Source organism: Streptococcus sp. STR1/CE/0325 (genome assembly GCF_055386095.1).
The window spans coordinates 762,682-778,826 of record NZ_AP045018.1 but is presented as its reverse complement, the minus strand read 5'-3'; the positions used below and the strand labels follow the sequence as shown (position 1 = coordinate 778,826).

The window sequence follows — 16,145 nt, the reverse complement described above, 5'->3', positions numbered from 1 at the left end:
TATGTTAACCCTTACAAATAATTATAACATACTTTTTATAAAATTCTAGTCTTGTTTTAAAAAATGCTCTTTTTTTGTTTCTTTTATCGATTATCAAAATAAAAAAGAGAATGAACATTCATTCTCTTTGAAAGACTATTTGACTTTTTCTTCCTTGTAGTCACACTCACTGTTGCTGCAGACGACTTGCTTGCCGCCGCGTCCTTTTTTCTCCACCAGATAGTCACCACTCTTAGGACAATTGCGTCCAACTGGCATATCCCATGAGGTGAAGTCACAGTCTGGGAAGCGATCACAGCCATAAAACAAGCGGTTTTTCTTGCTCTTTCGCTCGATGACCTGACCCTTGTGACATTGCGGACAAGTCACACCGATTTCCTTGGTAATGGCCTTGGTGTTGTGGCACTCTGGGAAATTACTACAAGCGTAAAACTTGCCGTAGCGCCCTAGTTTGATGACCATTTCATGACCACAGACATCACAGAGAAAGCCTGCCGGCTCATCCTTGATCTGGATTTTTTCAATCTCTGTTTCCGCTTTTTCTAGGTCCTTCTCGAAAGGATGGTAAAACTGGTCGATAACCTTTTGCCATTGTTCTTTTCCGATTTCAATCTCATCGAGTTTGCCTTCCATATCTGCTGTGAAGGCAACATTAACAATGTCTGGGAAAAACTCAACAATCAGCTGATTAACAATTTCACCTAGTTCTGTCGGCTCAAAACGCTTGGCTGCGAGCTTAACATAATAGCGTTTTTGCAAGGTATCAAGGGTTGGTGCATAGGTTGAAGGGCGTCCTACCCCATTTTCTTCTAAGGTTTTAATCAGCGTCGCTTCGGAATAACGGGCAGGTGGTTGAGTGAAGTGCTGTTCTGGTGTGGTGTTCACCTTTTTAACTAGCTCTCCTTCTTCCATGTCAGGTAGCATCTTGTTCTTATCTGAGTCGTTATAGACTGCTAGATAACCGTTAAACTTGACCTGACTGCCGTTGGCGATAAAGAGAACACCGTTTTGCGTCAAGGATACCTTCATGGTATCAAAGATAGCTGCGGTCATCTGACTAGCCACAAAACGCGTCCAAATGAGGGTGTAGAGTTTGAGCTGATCCTTGTCTAGGTATTTGGCAATGGACTCAGGGGTCAGATGAACATCAGACGGACGGATGGCTTCATGGGCATCCTGAGCACTGGCGGCATTTTTGACACGATTACCGTGCTTGGAGTAACTTTCACCAAAGCGCTCTGTGATAAAGCGAGCCGCCTCGCCTTGCGCCACAGGGCTAATCCTTGTGGAGTCCGTCCGCATATAGGTAATGAGCCCTTGCTGACCGCTGCTCCCTAGCTTGATGCCCTCATAAAGCTGCTGGGCAACCATCATGGTTTTTCTGGTTCTAAAGTTAATCTTATTTGCCGCATCCTGCTGGAGTGATGAGGTGGTATAAGGCAGAGGCGCTTGGCGTTTGCGCTCTTTTTTCTCCACTTTTTCCACCAAAAAGTCATCGCTATATAGCCTAGAGAGGACAGCCTTCACATCCTCTTGTGTTTTTAGCGGATGTTTTTTGCCATCTACGCCATAAAAACTTGCCTTAAACTGCTTTCTGCCTTTTTTAAAGAGACCATCAATACTCCAATATTCCTCTGGATTAAAGGACTTAATTTCATTTTCACGGTCAATGATGAGCTTTAAGGCAACGGACTGCACCCGTCCAGCCGAGAGACCGCGCTTGACTTTCTTCCATAAAAGAGGGGAAATCGAATACCCTACAATCCGGTCCAAAACCCGTCTAGCCTGCTGGGCATCCACCAAGTCCATATTGATCTGGCGAGGTTCTTTAAAGGCTTGTTTGACCGCATCTTTGGTGATTTCATTAAAGACCACACGGTTCTTGTCATCCAAATCCAGATTTAAAATATGAGAAAGGTGCCAAGAAATCGCCTCTCCCTCCCTATCCGGGTCACTGGCGAGAAAGACTTGCTTGGATTTTTTCGCTTCTTTTTTGAGTTCATTGATCAAAGGACCTTTACCTCTGATATTGATGTATTCGGGTTCATAATTATTGTCAAAGTCAATGGACATGCTAGACTTTTTCAAGTCTCTGATATGACCGACACTGGCTAAGACCTTGTAATTGCGACCGAGATATTTTTCGATGGTCTTGGCCTTAGCAGGTGACTCGACAATGACCAGATTTTTCTTGCTGGTCTTGGTCTTACTGGTTTTTCTTTTGGTTGTCTTTGTTGCGGTTGCTACCATAACATACACTTTCTTCTATAATTTAATCAAAACTGTTAGTATAATAGCCCACTTTTGATTGGCTGTCAAGACTTTACTATCTTTCTCTGAAAAAAAGCTGTCTTTTACAGGGCATATTCCACCAAAATATCCTGCGCAGACATGGTGCACTTGGCCCCGTCTTGGATGAGTTTGTGACAGCCAGCGGATCTGCCATCTAGGATATTACCTGGGACGGCAAAGACATCTCTGCCTTCTTCCATAGCTCGCTCGCAGGTGATCAGACTGCCTGAACGAAGTTTGGCTTCGACAACGACAATTCCCCTAACCAAACCTGCAATAATCCGATTTCTAGCAGGAAAATGGTAGGCTAACGGCTGCTCTTTTGGCCCGTATTCGGTTAAAATCAAGTGATGTTTGGCGATATAGTCCTGAAGTGGCGCATTTTCTTTGAGATAAACCACATCTAGACCTGTTCCGATAACCGCGATGGTCTTACCACCATTTTTAAGACTAGCTGCGTGGGAAGCTGTATCGATGCCTCTGGCTAATCCACTGACAATGACATAGCGATTGCTCAAATCTTGAACCAATTTTTTCACCGAACACACGCCCACTTCCGAACAATTCCTAGAGCCAACGATGCCGAGTTTAAATTCCTGTAAGAGACTGAGGTCTCCTTGGTAAAAAAGAAGAACAGGCGGGTCATAGATTTGCTTCAAATCAAAAGGATAACAATCATCTAAAATCGAAAAGCTGGGAAATGTTTGAAACTCCTGTTTTAGCTGAGGAATGTCAAGAGCACGGTAGCGCTCCATAAAAAGACTGGGACTTTTGCAGTTGGAAACCACCGCCATATCCCGAAGAGACAAGGATTTTTCAGTCTGCTCTTGATAGGCTAAGATACGATTGATACCGAGATTGGTTAGACCTGCTTTTTTTAACTTATATAATTCAAAATTGTTCATACGAAAACCTCCTATCTTTTTATTCGTAGAAGCTAACGTGAACAATAAAAAAGACCGAGAAGCCTCGATCTTTTCCTCATTAGAACTTGTCTTTGATGTCATCAACCAAATCTTTGGCCTTATCAGCGACTTTTTCAGAACCTTCAACTACAGCATTTTTGAGGTCTTCTGCACCGTCTTTAGCTGTGTGAACTGCTGATTCTGCCATGTCTTTTGACTTGTCTAAAACGTCCTTAGCTCCGTCTTTAAGATCTTTTAAGATGTCCATCATCTTGTCCTCCTTTTCTTAATATTTTCATTATGACGGAAAACATTGCCTTTGTCAACTATAAACAGAATCTTTCTATTTTGTGCTGTCTTTCACAAAAACAAGACTTTTTCGAAGGATGTGAAAGTTCCGAGCAAAATACTTGAAAACGAATACACTTTATATTATCATTAGAAAGTAACAATAAGAGACAGACCTTGATTTATAGTCTGCCTAATATTTTTTGGAGGTATTGTTATGTCTGATACAAAAACCATTTCAGCTGCGGCTGCCATGCTCAACGTCTTAAAGACTTGGGGCGTTGAAACCATTTATGGGATTCCTTCTGGAACGCTTAGTGGTGTGATGGATGCCTTAGCTGAAGATGACGACATCCGCTTCTTGCAAGTGCGCCACGAAGAAACAGGTGCCCTTGCTGCGGTTATGCAAGCTAAATTTGGTGGAAACCTTGGTGTCTGTGTGGGTTCTGGTGGACCTGGTGCCACTCACTTGATTAACGGTATCTACGATGCGGCTATGGATGCGACACCAATGCTTGCTATCCTTGGTTCTCGTCCAGTTAACGAGCTTAACTACGACGCTTTCCAAGAGCTTAACCAAAACCCAATGTATAACGGTATTGCTGTTTACAACAAACGCGTGGCAACAGCTGAACAATTGCCAAAAGTTATCGACGAAGCTTGCCGTACAGCTATTGCAAGAAAAGGACCTGCTGTTGTTGAAATCCCTGTTAACTTTGGTTTTGAACAAATTCCAGCAGATTCTTACTACGGTTCTGGAACTTACGACCGTACATTCGTTGCACCACGTCTTAACGAAGTGGAAATTGATAAGGCTGTTGAAATCCTTAACAATGCGAAACGTCCTGTTATCTACGCTGGTTTTGGTGGGGTAAAAGCTGGAGATGTCATCACTGAACTCTCTAAGAAGATCAAAGCGCCAATCATCACAACTGGTAAAAACTTTGAAGCCTTTGAGTGGGACTACGAAGGCTTGACTGGTTCTGCTTACCGTGTTGGTTGGAAACCAGCTAACGAAGTGGTCTTTGAAGCAGACACCATTCTCTTCCTTGGATCAAACTTCCCATTTGCTGAAGCTTACCAAGCCTTCAAAAATACAGACAAATTCATCCAAGTGGATATCGATCCATTCAAACTTGGTAAACGTCATCCACTTGATGCTTCTATCCTTGGTGATGTTAAAGAAGCAACTGAGGCTATCCTTGAAAAAGTTAACCCAGTGGAAGACAGCGCTTGGTGGCGTGCTACCCTTAAAAACAACCAAAACTGGCGTGATTACATGGCTAAACTTGAAAACAAAGAAGAAGGCCCACTTCAATTGTACCAAGTTTACAATGCCATCAACAAATACGCAGACGAAGATGCTATCTACTCTATTGATGTCGGTAACACAACCCTTACCTCTATTCGTCACTTGCATATGACACCTAAGAACATGTGGCGGACTTCTCCACTCTTTGCAACCATGGGAATTGCTCTTCCTGGTGGTATCGCAGCCAAGAAAGACAACCCAGATCGCCAAGTGTGGAACCTCATGGGAGATGGCGCCTTCAACATGTGCTACCCTGATGTCATCACAAACGTTTACTACGATCTTCCTGTTATTAACGTAGTCTTTTCTAACGCTGAATATGGTTTCATCAAAGACAAATACGAAGACACTAACAAACACCTCTTCGGAGTTGATTTTGTCAATGCTGACTATGCCAAAATCGGTGAAGCACAAGGTGCTATCGGCTTTACAGTTGATCGCATCGAAGACATCGATAAGGTCATGAAAGAAGCTGTTGAACTCAACAAGGCTGGTAAGACTGTTGTCATTGATGCACGCATCACTCAAGACCGTCCAATCCCAGTTGAAGTTTTAGAACTTGATCCAAAACAACACTCTGAAGAAGCCATCAAAGCCTTCAAAGAAAAATATGAAGCTGAAGAATTGGTGCCATTCCGCCTCTTCCTTGAAGAAGAAGGACTCGAATCACGCGCAGTGAAATAAGCGCTCATATAAAAATGAACCCCAGATTTAAAGTCTGGGGTTTTTGCGTGAAAGATTAGGACTCCACCATAGACTTAATGGGTTCAAAACTCCTACGGTGAATGGGGGTGACGCCATATTTTTTGAGCCCCTCTAGGTGTTCCTTGGTGCCGTAACCTGCATTTTGCAGAAAACCATAATGGGGATAGGTCTTGGCATAATCTGCCATCATCTGATCTCTTGTCACCTTAGCCACGATAGAGGCCGCGGCGATAGAGAGCGAATTGGCATCGCCCTTGATGATGGCGGTTTGTGGGATGGCAAGATCCAACTCCATGGCATCAATCAAGAGGTGATCTAGAGTGTGACCCTGCTGCTTGATGGCTTGGACTGCCCGTTTCATGGCAAGCTTAGTGGCTTGATAGATATTTAACTGGTCGATTTCCTCCACATCAGCTACCCCTACTCCGATGGCGAGAGCCTTTTCTTGGATGGTCTGATAGAGGGCTTGGTGCTTGCTTTTAGGAATTTTTTTACTATCGTCAAGACCAGCAATCACCGTTTCCTTGGGAAGTAAGACACAGGCTGCCACCACAGGACCCGCTAGCGGGCCTCTGCCGACCTCATCAATCCCAGCAACCCAGTTAGCGCCTTCTTTCCAAAAAGCCCGTTCATAGCGCAGCATCTTTTCTAGACGAGCCGCTTCTTCTTTTTCCTTTAATAGGGCGCGTTTACGCTTTTGGATAGCGGTTTGGACACCTTTTCTAGCGTCCTGTTCAAACACACCCCAGCTCTCATCGTCTAGGCTAGTGATTGTCGCTAACTCTTGTTCGATTTCCTTAATGGTCGCCATCTGCTTCCTCTTTCAAGCGATCTAGCGTATAGGTGCCTAGCTTACCATCTCTTACCTCTTTGATAAAGAGCTGATAAAAGCGGTCATACTCTTCTTTAAAGCCCAATTTTCTGGTCAAATCCATGATGATCTCAGGTGTTTCTGCCTCTAAATCAATGGAAGGAAAACGCTTGGTCAAACGCTCTGGATAGTAGGTTTTAAAATAATCCAATCCAAAAATCGTGACATCATCTAGGGGAAGGACCGTGTCCTTAATCGCACCCGTCAGGGCTAATTTGAGCCCGACTTCACGATCCTCAAACTTGGGCCACAAAATCCCTGGGGTGTCTAGGATTTCCAAATCCTTGTTGGACTTGAGCCACTGCTGTCCCTTGGTTACACCCGGTTTATTACCCACGACAGCGATTTTCTTTCCAGCCAAGCGGTTCATCAGCGTGGACTTGCCGACGTTAGGAATACCGATAATCATGGTTCGCAGGGTTTCTTTTTGAATCCCTCTTTGCCTCAAGCGCTCAAGTCGCTCTTTCATCAAGTGTTTGGCGGCGTCGGTCACTTTTTTGACCGTTGCCTGCTCTTTTGAGTTGATGACCAGAGCTTCCATGCCCTCTTTTCTAAAATGCGCTGCCCATTCTGCGGTGAGTTTGGGATCTGCGAGGTCAGACTTGTTGAGCAACACCAATTTGGGCTTGTCCCCTACAATCTTGGTTAACATGGGATTTTGACTGGAAAATGGAATCCTTGCATCCACTAAAATGGTCACAAAATCCACGAATTTCAACTGTTCTTGCACCTGTCGTCTGGCTTTTGACATGTGACCTGGAAACCATTGAATGGTTGACATCTTTTCTCCTCCTCGTTTTCTCGGTTCTTTTATTATATCATAAATCGGTTCTCTCTTGTTTTAAATGTACAAACCCAGGGAAAAATAGTACAATAACAATAATCAGTTAGTATTCAAATCTTAAATAGTCATTAAGAAAGGACAGCCATGAACCTCCAATATCTCGAACAGCTCATCGCCTTTGAGGAAGAAGGCACGCTCTCAAAAGCAGCCGAGACCTTACTTTTATCTCAACCGTCCCTGACCCGTAACATGAAAACCCTCGAAGATGAGCTAGGTGTGCAGCTCTTTCTTCGCAAGAAAAATAAGATTTCCCTCACAGAAACAGGAAAATACACTGTTAAAGAAGCAAGGAAGCTACTGGTCCATGAGCAGGTGTTTTTTGAAAATGTCCAGCGTTTTTCGCTCCAAGCCACTACCCTTTTTGGCGGCATTTGCGCCCCAGGTGTCGAGTGGGAGCTGAAAAACCGTCTCGCTGATAAAAAACTGCCCCAAACTCTAAAACTCGAACTCCTATCCCATCAAGACTTGGTTGAGGCACTTTTGTCTCAACGCCTCCAATTTATCGTCACAGACCAAAAGGTTACTGATGATCAAGTCCTGTCTTCTGGCTTTTTTAAGGAACAACTCTATCTAGCTGTTCCGCCTGCCCATCCCTATGCCTTAAAAGAAGAGCTGACCCTAGCGGATTTGGCCAACATCACCATGCTACTGCGCTCTGACCTTGGCATCTGGCAACCCTTGGTGGACGGCTTAACCGACACCAAATTCATCGTCCAAAAGGACTGGGAAGCCTTTGAGGAACTGATTTCCGCTTCGGCTTTACCGAGCTTTTCCACCAATATCACCCAGCAAGCCAGAGAAACCGATGACCAAAGGATTCACATTCCTTTTTCAGATGCCATCGCCACCAAGACCTTTTACCTTTCGGTTTTAAAGAAAAATCGCGCTATCCTGACCCAACTCACAACTAACTAGGACAAGTTTCCTAGTTTTTTTATAGTCCTAATGTCAGAAAGATCGCTCACCATTCCCCGATAAGTCATACCAAAGACACTAGCGTAGCGGGTCATGGTATAGTCGCCCATGGCTAGAACCTCCTTGGTCGGCGCTGCCCCTTGGAAGATAAAATAAAGCTCCTTTCCCATCAGCTGGTCTTCGATGATGCCGTATTGGTTATCAAGGAAATTTCGCACCAAACCACTAATGCCATGCCAATAAACAGGCGAGCCAATGACCACGACATCCGCTAGGAGAAGTCTCTCTAAGACCTCATGAAACTGGCTATCTCTAAAGGTTTGACCATAACCATAAATCTTATAATCACACAGATGTAATACCTCATAGGCCTGCCCTTCTAGCAGAGCTTTGGCAAGTCGCATGGTATTGCCGCAAGGATTGGGACTACCGTTAATCACTAAAATACGCATTTCTTTTCCTTTCAAAAAGGGCAAGACTTCCCAGTCCTGCCCTTCGTTTTCTTCACGACGAAAGATTTTCTAAACGCACGCCTTTTGACAACTAAAGACCTAAACTGCCTTCCTTAGTCCAGCGCAAAAACGTTGAAACAGAAATGCCGAGTTTTAGGGCTGCTTCTGAAACGGAGACCTCTCCTTGTTCCCATAAGTGCTTGACGTTGGGATAGTGAGCAGGTTTCTTGATTTTGGGACGACCAAACTTGATGCCCTTGGCTTTGGCAGCACGAATGCCTTCTCTTTGTCTTTTGCGAATGTTTCCGCGCTCGATATGTGAGACATAAGACAAGATTTGCAGAACCAAATCAGATAAAAACTTCCCTGTCAGTCCATGCGGGCGCTCCTTGGTATTTAACAAGGGAAAGTCCAAGACTTGGATATCTATTTCCTTTTGGTGGGACAAAAACTGCCATTCGGTTAGGATATCCTCGTAGTTTCGCCCCAAGCGGTCAAGAGACGTCACCACCAAAAGGTCTCCTCTCTTTAAGCGCTTGATGAGCCGTCTATAGGCTGGTCGGTCAAAATCCTTGCCACTTTTCTTATCAATATAGATGCGCTGCTTGTCTAAGCCTTCTGCTAGCAGGGCAGTGACCTGCCTATCAATATTTTGGTCTCTAGAAGAGACCCTCACATAACCATACTTCATTGTCCTTCTCCTTTCTCTTGAACCATAGGAGATGATAAAAAGAAGGATGGCTCAACGGTTGCCGTCAAGTCATCCACAGCCTTTCTTTTAAGGCTTTAGAAAGGCATCTATGGCTGGAAAAGCCACCTCATTAAAGCGCTGGTCCAACCAGTGCCCACCGCCGTCCACTGTCACTAAGCGAGCAGATGGGATGAGGTCCTTGGCTTCTTGGGCGTAAGTGTAAGGCACCACCTCATCATCTGTCCCGTGTACGATGAGGGTTTGGGCTTGGATTTGGCGGAGCTTTTGCTTCCAATCCACATCTAGAGCATCGGTGAGATAGATTTTGCCCAATCTCGCATTGCGATGAGTGATGACCTCTGGAATGTCGTCTTTATTTGTGACACCAAGGTTTTGATAGGTTTCCCTAACATCATCAAAGAGGACAAAGGCGGGAAAAAGAAGAACTAACTGCTTGACCTCTTTGGGGTGGTCTGCGGCATAGAGGCTTGCCACCACTCCCCCTTGACTCGCTCCAAGTAGGTGAATCACCTGTTCATCAACGAAAGCCTCCTTGGAAAGAGCAGAAACAACACGCGCTAGGTCGTCTTTTTCCGTCATGATAGACATGGAAAGCATATCCTGTCCGCCACTTTTAGAGCGCGTGCTCCCGCCGTAATAGTCAAAGCGATAAACCACATAGCCCAGCCTAGCTAAGTGTTCCGCATAGTCTTCATACATCTCCAAAGTGTTGTTAAACCCGTGAGAAATGACCACCAACGGACGTTTTTCATTTTGATAATCTTTAGGAGCGGTGATAACACCGACCAGATCGCCATGCTGTCCCTTAACCGTGTAGCTCTCTGTGACCAAGTCACGCACAGACCTGCGCTCTTTGGACGTTAAGGTCTGAGATGAGGCGGGGCTACTGCTTGTAGCTGTCCTTTGAGAAGTTTCTTGACAAGCAACTAAACAAAGCAGGCTGCCGAGTAATACGATCCCTTTTACAAATCCTTTCATCCTCACAAAACCTGCCTCCTTTTTTCTTTTGCCCTTTATTTTACCATATCAGAGGTCAAAACCGACTATTTGACTGTTTCTTTGAGCCATTTTTCGACATGCTCTGCCACTTGGTCGCTATTTTTATCTTGGAAGATAAAGTGGGTATTGCCTTTGATGCCTTCTTTTGGCAGATCGACCACGACACCCTTGTTGCCCTTTTCCTTATTGAGTGCTTCTACAAAGTCATAAGCCGTTTGGCGCATACCTTGCCACATGGCAGTTGCTGGGATGTCCTTGTCGCCATTATCGATATAGTCACCATAGTAGAAGGTCACTGGAATCTTTTGCTTAGCGATTGCCTTAAACTCTTCACTATCAGCTGTTGGCGCTCCTCCTGGCTCAATCGCCACAATCGCCCCGATATGATCGGTATAGCGAGCAGCTGTCCAGCCTGCTGCACCACCTTGTGAGTGGGTGACGACAATGGATTTTTTACCTGTGCGTTTGTAAACCTCATCAATGGTCTTAGCCAAGGCTTTTGCGACCACTTCATTGTCATAGTCCGCCCCCATATCTGATTTCATCCCAGTATCTGGTGTCATCTGACGGAAAAATTGGTTAAGGGATTCCTCATCATTTGGAAACTGGGAATCTTTATAGGCTTCTGATTGCCCATTTTCCCAGCGCCCAATCCGGAACTGGGTGTACCAGCGTTGGTCGAGGGTCTTGGTGCTAATGTCACCAGCAACCGAGGTCTGACCAGCTTCCCCACGCCGTGGTTGATCGACCAAGTAAACGCTATGCCCTTGTTTGAGGAAGTAATCTGACCAACCATCACGCCCATCTGGTGTCGTCTGCCAACCCATCCGAGATTGACCATAGCCGTGGAGAAAGACCATTGGTAACTCACTATCCTTTTCAGGAATTTGGAACAAAACATTGGCATGATCCACGTGAGAGGTCTGACCAGCACCTGACTCCTCCCATTGATCACTTGGGTTAAAGGTACCTGGTGAAGTCTTGACCTCACCTCCAGCTGAGAAAATCCCTTGATCCGCTAGGCGAATGACCTTACTATCAGAGGAGGTTGCGGCCTTACTTGAGTTATTACTATTGGTCGTTGAGCAAGCAGCCAGTAAAATGCTGGCAATCGCTGCGGTAGTGACGAGTTTGATTTTTGTATTCATGTTAACATCTCCTTTTTGCTTTTGTCGCTGTTGGACATGTTCTAGTATAAGGGATTGTCTCTTCACTGTAAAATAGGATTTTTTGATGGCAGTATGCGTTTTTTGAATAGTAGAAATACTAAATCTCAAACAGACTGATTTGAAAAGCGCTTGGACTTGTGCTACAATAGAGTTCAATATACCAATTTTAGCCACAAAAAAGGAAATAATGAAAGAAAAACTTCAAATCTTACTCAAACGCAGCACCTATTATATGGAAATCCTAATTGCTATTATCCTTATTTTGGTGATTGTTGTCCTTCTCGGTCGCTTTATTCTAGACTTAGTTGTCGGTATTCCCAAACAGTCTGTCGATACCTTTTTACAAAGCACCATTGACCAAGCCATGAACATCACCATTGCTATTGAGTTGGTCAAGATGATTGCTCAACCCAAACCAGCCACTATCATCGAGCTTTTGCTCTTTGCCACCGCAAGACAAATCGTTATCTTTCATCACAATATGATGGATATCCTCATCGGCGTTGTCGCCATCGCCGTCCTTTTTGCCATCAAGCGCTTTTTAATCCGTGAAAATACGGAAGAAGATTAAAAAATCCCTCTGGAATCTAATCGTCCAGAGGGTGTTTTATTGTTTCTTTATCCTTTTTCCTTAAAAATCAACACCCGATACCGCCAAAGAATGGAGAGGACCAAGATACTGCCGAGCGCAATTTCAAAGTCAGCTAACCAAGCGAGGTGATAGAGATGGAGGAAATGAAGGCCGATTTTGAGCGAATAGGCGGTGCTGACAAAAGGAAAGGTCAGAGCCGAGCAACCCGCTGCAAAGCTGGTTTTGAGAATGATGGGCAAGAGATAAAGCACCAAGAGATAGATGGCTTGCGATAAGATGAGAAGGATCAAAACCGCAGGGTGATAGGCCCGCTCACCAAAGAGGTGCAAATAACCGCTTAACAGCAAGGGAAAAGGAGCTGTGTAAATCGCCATTTGTGGACGTAAGAGATGAGGCAGAGTCTTTTGGAGTAGCTGTTTCAAGAGAAAAGGATAGAGGGTCAGGGTCGCTACTAGACCAATGACCAGTCCGAAAATCCCCAAGACAGGACGTTGCACCACCTGATTGGTCAAAGCTGTCATGGCAATCCCCACATACAAAACCGTCCAACTCGGACTCAGCCCTTCCATGCGTCTTGTCTTGACTTGACGATAGGTAAACCAGAGAATCATGCCAAGATGCAGGAGAAAAGCCCCATACCACATGACCTGAGCCAACAAAACAAAGGGAACAACCCAGCGAAAGACATAGGTGGAGAGTAACATGGTCCCCATGGGGTAAGTACCCATCGCAGCAAAAATCGGGGGCAATTTTAGCTCATCCTTATAGTAAGGAAAATCCACTAAAACACTAATGGTCAGATAGACCCAGAGCAAAAGCGCCAGACCATTAAAAAGATGAACAAATAGTGGATGAATGTCCACCAAGAGATTTCCCAAAGCAGCCAGCCCTAAAAAGAGACCAGACATGACCAAAGGCGGATGTTTGCGTAACATAAGCGTGTCTCCTCGTCATTGATAATTGATAGATGAACACGCTTATTATACTACTTTGCATCCCTTTTGTACGGTTTTTGCTACGGCTTATGCTGATAGCTTTGGTCAAACTACTTTTGGGTCATCAAGTGGCAGTTCGTCACAACGATGACATCGCCTATCTCCAACATGATAAAGAGGTAGGACACCGACATCGTCTTTACTAGGATTTGCTCATTTATTTTTAAGAGCAGGTAGAAACACTCTGACACGCCCCTCTACCCACTCACAATAGCGCACTTTGACTCAATCGGATGAGTTCCTCCTAGTAGCGCACACTAATTAAACCTTGTGCGAGGTTACGGTCTTTTTGCCAAAAGGTCGCATATTGGCTATAAAAGTCTCCTACCTCTCTACTCATGCTTTCTGACTGGGTAATATTTTTCACCGCTAAATGGCGCAAATCTTCAATAAGATTGGAAAAAGCATGCCGGTCATTCCCGCCAGCTTCTACTGTTTCCTTAAAAACCAGTAAGACTTTGCGCTCACTCTCTTTGGTCTCAGGATTTAAGATGAGGTTGTAAACTTGGCTTAGTATTGTTTCTCGCTCAAATCTTTCTATCATCTTTTCTACTTTCTTTCTGAAACTTTGGGCTCAACTCTCTTTTTTTGTAGGGGTTGAGGAAATAAGAACGGGGGACAAGCAAGGGGCTGGTACAGTCAATAGCATCCCCGATTTTAGCACAATCATAGACAGCCTCTCCTAGGAAAACGGGTTTGGCATGGATAGTGTCAATCCTTATTGAGAGCGTGCAGGAGAACCAAAAAACGGGTTCAGTTTCCCTCTCATCAGTCACCTGCCAACGCAAATAGCCCAGCTCAAAGGCTTCTCTCACCCACTCAGGTGAATTGTTCTCATAGCCAACTTCCCAAACCTCAACCAGTCTGCCTTTGTAGTCAAACATTTTGCACCACTTCCTCTACTAAATACCGTGGTATCCTATACTATTTATGGGTGATAGATGACTTTTCCAAAAATGTGTTTTAAGGTTAATGAAACCCAATCGGACTCAAATACCGTACTTTCTCGCTCAAGTGAATGTTTGGCATCGTTGATTTCAAATCTTTCTTTGTCATTTAACTGTTCTAAAGGCTCTAGCAATCGCTTCAAAAAGACTGCCTCAGCCAAATACTTCTTGAGTTGTCGAGAGTTTTTTGTAGAAAGTGCTTCAAATGTGTCCAATGCTGTGTCCGTCATAATCGTTCTCCTCAAAAAATAGTTTTTTGTCTTTTTCTGAATCGACACCTTTAGTTTACCACACTTTCCTGGCTTTTTTCCCATGTCCTGAATGGTCATACTTTTTTGCTTAAACGGTCATTTGGTGAAAAGTCAAGGCGAACCCCTCGTCTAACAGACGTCCTTTCGTCTTACCCCCATTATAGACCTTTTCCCTATCTTTGTCTGAATTTTAGCATCAAAAAACGCTAGAACACTAGCGTTTTCATTAGGAACGGTAGATCCTCGTCACATTTGACACAGCAAAAACTAGCATAATGAGCAAGATACTGTAAGTCGTTGCAGGAGGATAGATGGTCAGCGTCAAGGCGATTCCGATACATTTGACCAAGACATCATAGCGCATCCAGCTACGACCCGCCATAAACTCTCGCATGTGCTCCTGATTTTCGGCAATAGCAAAGAGAGACTTGTACATCTGCGTATTGAAAAAAGTGACAAGAAGGATGACCAAGCCATAAAAGGTCTGTGCTATCCGATTATCAAAATGATCCGACACAATACTGGTCGTGTAGGGAAATAAGGAAGAGAAAAAGAGTAAAAACATGGTGTTCCACACCACCTTATCAGATACCTTTCTCACCTCTTCCCAGCCTCTGTGCATGTTGACCCACATGGTTCCAAGCCAGAAAAAAGAAAGCGCATAAGCAAAATAGCTGGTCCGCAACTCCCAAAATCCTGCTAAGGTCAAGGTTTTCGGATGTTCCAATTCTAAGACTAAAATGGTCATAATAATCGCTAAAACAGCGTCGGTAAAGGCCACTAAACGTTCTTTTGACATAAATCTTCCTTTCTAAATTTTCTTTTTTTATCATAACCTATCTCTATGGATTTGTCTAGTTTTTCTTTGAAAAGATAATTTTCATTTGTGAAAGCGTTATCTTTTTAGTATAATAAAGGTAACTTCTCATGGGAAAGGGGAATGTATGGTCTTTTTACAAAAAGAAAAACGACTGATGGGAACAACCGTTCGAGTGGCGGTGGAGCATCCTCAGGCAGCCCAACTCTTGGAACAGGCTTTTTCACTTCTGTACACCTACGAAAAGCGTTTCAGTGCCAATAGTGAAACGTCTGAACTAGCAGTTGTTAACCAAGCAGCTGGCGTGCATCCCGTCAAGGTGCATCCCGACCTCTTTCGGCTCATCGCTATCGGAAAAGCGCACAGCCTAGCTCCAAACAGTCAGCTCAATATCGCCATTGGACCCTTGATCCAGACTTGGCGCATCGGCTTTTCGGATGCTAGAGTGCCTCAGCCAGATGAGATTGAGCAGGCACTGTCTGTGACGCAGGCTGACAATATCCTTCTTGATGCCGACCAGCAGAGCGTTTTTTTGAGCCAAAAGGGCATGAAACTCGATCTTGGAGCCTTAGCTAAAGGATATAGCTCTGACTTGGTGGCGGATTTTTTGAAAAAATCAGGAGTCACTTCTGCCCTCATTGATCTTGGGGGCAATGTGCTCACTATAGGAAAACACCCTCTAAGGAAAAATCCGTGGCGAGTGGGTATTCAACATCCAAGACAGGCAAGGGGAAATCACCTCGTGACCCTAGCACTTGAAGGACAGTCAGTGGTCACTTCTGGCATCTATGAGCGCAAGCTCACCGTAAACGGCAAGACCTACCATCATATCTTTGACCAACAGACCGGCTATCCTATGGACACACAGATCGCTAGTCTTAGCATCCTCTCTAGGACCTCTCTAGAGGGGGAGATTTGGACGACGAGACTTTTTGGGCTAGCACCTGAGGTGATTTTTGAGCAGGTGGAAAGCCTAGCTGACATTGACGTTCTCCTCGTGACGCGCACAGGGAAAGTGACCTATTCATCAGGACTTTCTCCTTATCTTCATCCCTAACAGAAAGGATATTTTATGCAAC

The 16,145-nt window shown here is 44.6% G+C and carries 18 protein-coding genes; 4 read left to right on the top strand and 14 right to left on the bottom strand.

Features of this window, described 5'->3' with window-relative positions:
• Positions 1–135 precede the first annotated feature (135 nt).
• From topA to ACZ49W_RS03870, 3 genes are all read right to left on the bottom strand, one after another.
• The gene (gene topA, locus ACZ49W_RS03880; protein ID WP_464814019.1) at positions 136–2,250 is read right to left on the bottom strand and encodes a type I DNA topoisomerase; all 2,115 of its coding nucleotides are present in this window, start codon (positions 2,248–2,250) and stop codon (positions 136–138) included.
• Between the two features lie 104 nt (positions 2,251–2,354).
• Entirely contained in the window at positions 2,355–3,197 is an 843-nt protein-coding gene (gene dprA, locus ACZ49W_RS03875) for a DNA-processing protein DprA (protein ID WP_464814018.1), read from the bottom strand.
• A 79-nt stretch (positions 3,198–3,276) separates the two neighbouring features.
• The gene (locus ACZ49W_RS03870; protein ID WP_464814017.1) at positions 3,277–3,468 is read right to left on the bottom strand and encodes a hypothetical protein; all 192 of its coding nucleotides are present in this window, start codon (positions 3,466–3,468) and stop codon (positions 3,277–3,279) included.
• A gap of 234 nt (positions 3,469–3,702) precedes the next feature.
• Here ACZ49W_RS03870 and spxB point away from each other — a divergent pair, with 234 nt between their 5' ends.
• Positions 3,703–5,481 carry a pyruvate oxidase gene (spxB, locus tag ACZ49W_RS03865; RefSeq protein WP_464814016.1) on the top strand — a complete coding sequence of 593 codons (1,779 nt, stop codon included), beginning with the start codon at positions 3,703–3,705 and terminating at the stop codon, positions 5,479–5,481.
• A gap of 55 nt (positions 5,482–5,536) precedes the next feature.
• On the opposite strand, the gene ACZ49W_RS03860 is transcribed toward spxB, so the two are convergent.
• Both ACZ49W_RS03860 and ylqF read right to left on the bottom strand, forming a co-directional pair.
• Positions 5,537–6,313: a ribonuclease HII gene (locus ACZ49W_RS03860; RefSeq protein WP_464814015.1), complete on the bottom strand. Its 777-nt coding sequence runs from the start codon at positions 6,311–6,313 to the stop codon at positions 5,537–5,539.
• The gene (gene ylqF / locus ACZ49W_RS03855) at positions 6,300–7,154 is read right to left on the bottom strand and encodes a ribosome biogenesis GTPase YlqF (RefSeq protein WP_464814014.1); all 855 of its coding nucleotides are present in this window, start codon (positions 7,152–7,154) and stop codon (positions 6,300–6,302) included. The genes ACZ49W_RS03860 and ylqF overlap by 14 nt, the downstream gene beginning before the upstream one ends.
• Before the next feature lie 147 nt (positions 7,155–7,301).
• Here ylqF and ACZ49W_RS03850 point away from each other — a divergent pair, with 147 nt between their 5' ends.
• Entirely contained in the window at positions 7,302–8,132 is an 831-nt protein-coding gene (locus tag ACZ49W_RS03850) for a LysR family transcriptional regulator (protein WP_464814013.1), read from the top strand.
• On the opposite strand, the gene ACZ49W_RS03845 is transcribed toward ACZ49W_RS03850, so the two are convergent.
• The 4 genes from ACZ49W_RS03845 to ACZ49W_RS03830 all read right to left on the bottom strand — a co-directional run bounded on the left by ACZ49W_RS03845 (position 8,129) and on the right by ACZ49W_RS03830 (position 11,443).
• On the bottom strand, positions 8,129–8,584 hold the full coding sequence (locus ACZ49W_RS03845; RefSeq protein WP_464814012.1) for a flavodoxin family protein: 456 nt from the start codon (positions 8,582–8,584) through the stop codon (positions 8,129–8,131). The two genes, ACZ49W_RS03850 and ACZ49W_RS03845, sit on opposite strands and share 4 nt — an antisense overlap.
• Positions 8,585–8,675: 91 nt before the next feature.
• Positions 8,676–9,275 (bottom strand): recombinase family protein, encoded by a 600-nt coding sequence (locus ACZ49W_RS03840; RefSeq protein WP_464814011.1) that lies wholly within the window; start codon positions 9,273–9,275, stop codon positions 8,676–8,678.
• Between the two features lie 87 nt (positions 9,276–9,362).
• Positions 9,363–10,274: an alpha/beta fold hydrolase gene (locus ACZ49W_RS03835; RefSeq protein ID WP_464814010.1), complete on the bottom strand. Its 912-nt coding sequence runs from the start codon at positions 10,272–10,274 to the stop codon at positions 9,363–9,365.
• Positions 10,275–10,339: 65 nt separating this feature from the next.
• Complete coding sequence (locus ACZ49W_RS03830) at positions 10,340–11,443, bottom strand: alpha/beta hydrolase (protein WP_464814009.1); 1,104 nt, start codon at positions 11,441–11,443, stop codon at positions 10,340–10,342.
• A gap of 208 nt (positions 11,444–11,651) precedes the next feature.
• Here ACZ49W_RS03830 and ACZ49W_RS03825 point away from each other — a divergent pair, with 208 nt between their 5' ends.
• Positions 11,652–12,035, top strand: coding sequence for a phosphate-starvation-inducible PsiE family protein (locus ACZ49W_RS03825; protein WP_464814008.1), 384 nt, complete (start codon positions 11,652–11,654; stop codon positions 12,033–12,035).
• A 47-nt stretch (positions 12,036–12,082) separates the two neighbouring features.
• Here ACZ49W_RS03825 and ACZ49W_RS03820 read toward each other — a convergent pair whose 3' ends face one another.
• The 5 genes from ACZ49W_RS03820 to ACZ49W_RS03800 all read right to left on the bottom strand — a co-directional run bounded on the left by ACZ49W_RS03820 (position 12,083) and on the right by ACZ49W_RS03800 (position 15,048).
• Positions 12,083–12,991 (bottom strand): TDT family transporter, encoded by a 909-nt coding sequence (locus ACZ49W_RS03820; protein ID WP_464814007.1) that lies wholly within the window; start codon positions 12,989–12,991, stop codon positions 12,083–12,085.
• Positions 12,992–13,295: 304 nt separating this feature from the next.
• Positions 13,296–13,595, bottom strand: coding sequence for a bacteriocin immunity family protein (locus tag ACZ49W_RS03815; protein WP_464814006.1), 300 nt, complete (start codon positions 13,593–13,595; stop codon positions 13,296–13,298).
• Positions 13,579–13,935: a hypothetical protein gene (locus ACZ49W_RS03810; RefSeq protein ID WP_464814005.1), complete on the bottom strand. Its 357-nt coding sequence runs from the start codon at positions 13,933–13,935 to the stop codon at positions 13,579–13,581. The genes ACZ49W_RS03815 and ACZ49W_RS03810 overlap by 17 nt, the downstream gene beginning before the upstream one ends.
• Before the next feature lie 44 nt (positions 13,936–13,979).
• A complete protein-coding gene (locus ACZ49W_RS03805; RefSeq protein WP_464814004.1) occupies positions 13,980–14,228 on the bottom strand; it encodes a hypothetical protein in 249 nt (82 codons plus the stop codon).
• A gap of 247 nt (positions 14,229–14,475) precedes the next feature.
• The gene (locus ACZ49W_RS03800) at positions 14,476–15,048 is read right to left on the bottom strand and encodes a TMEM175 family protein (protein WP_464814003.1); all 573 of its coding nucleotides are present in this window, start codon (positions 15,046–15,048) and stop codon (positions 14,476–14,478) included.
• Between the two features lie 145 nt (positions 15,049–15,193).
• Between ACZ49W_RS03800 and ACZ49W_RS03795 the strand changes: the two genes are divergently transcribed.
• Positions 15,194–16,123, top strand: a complete 930-nt coding sequence (locus ACZ49W_RS03795; RefSeq protein ID WP_464814002.1) for an FAD:protein FMN transferase — start codon at positions 15,194–15,196, stop codon at positions 16,121–16,123.
• The last annotated feature ends 22 nt before the right edge of the window (positions 16,124–16,145 follow it).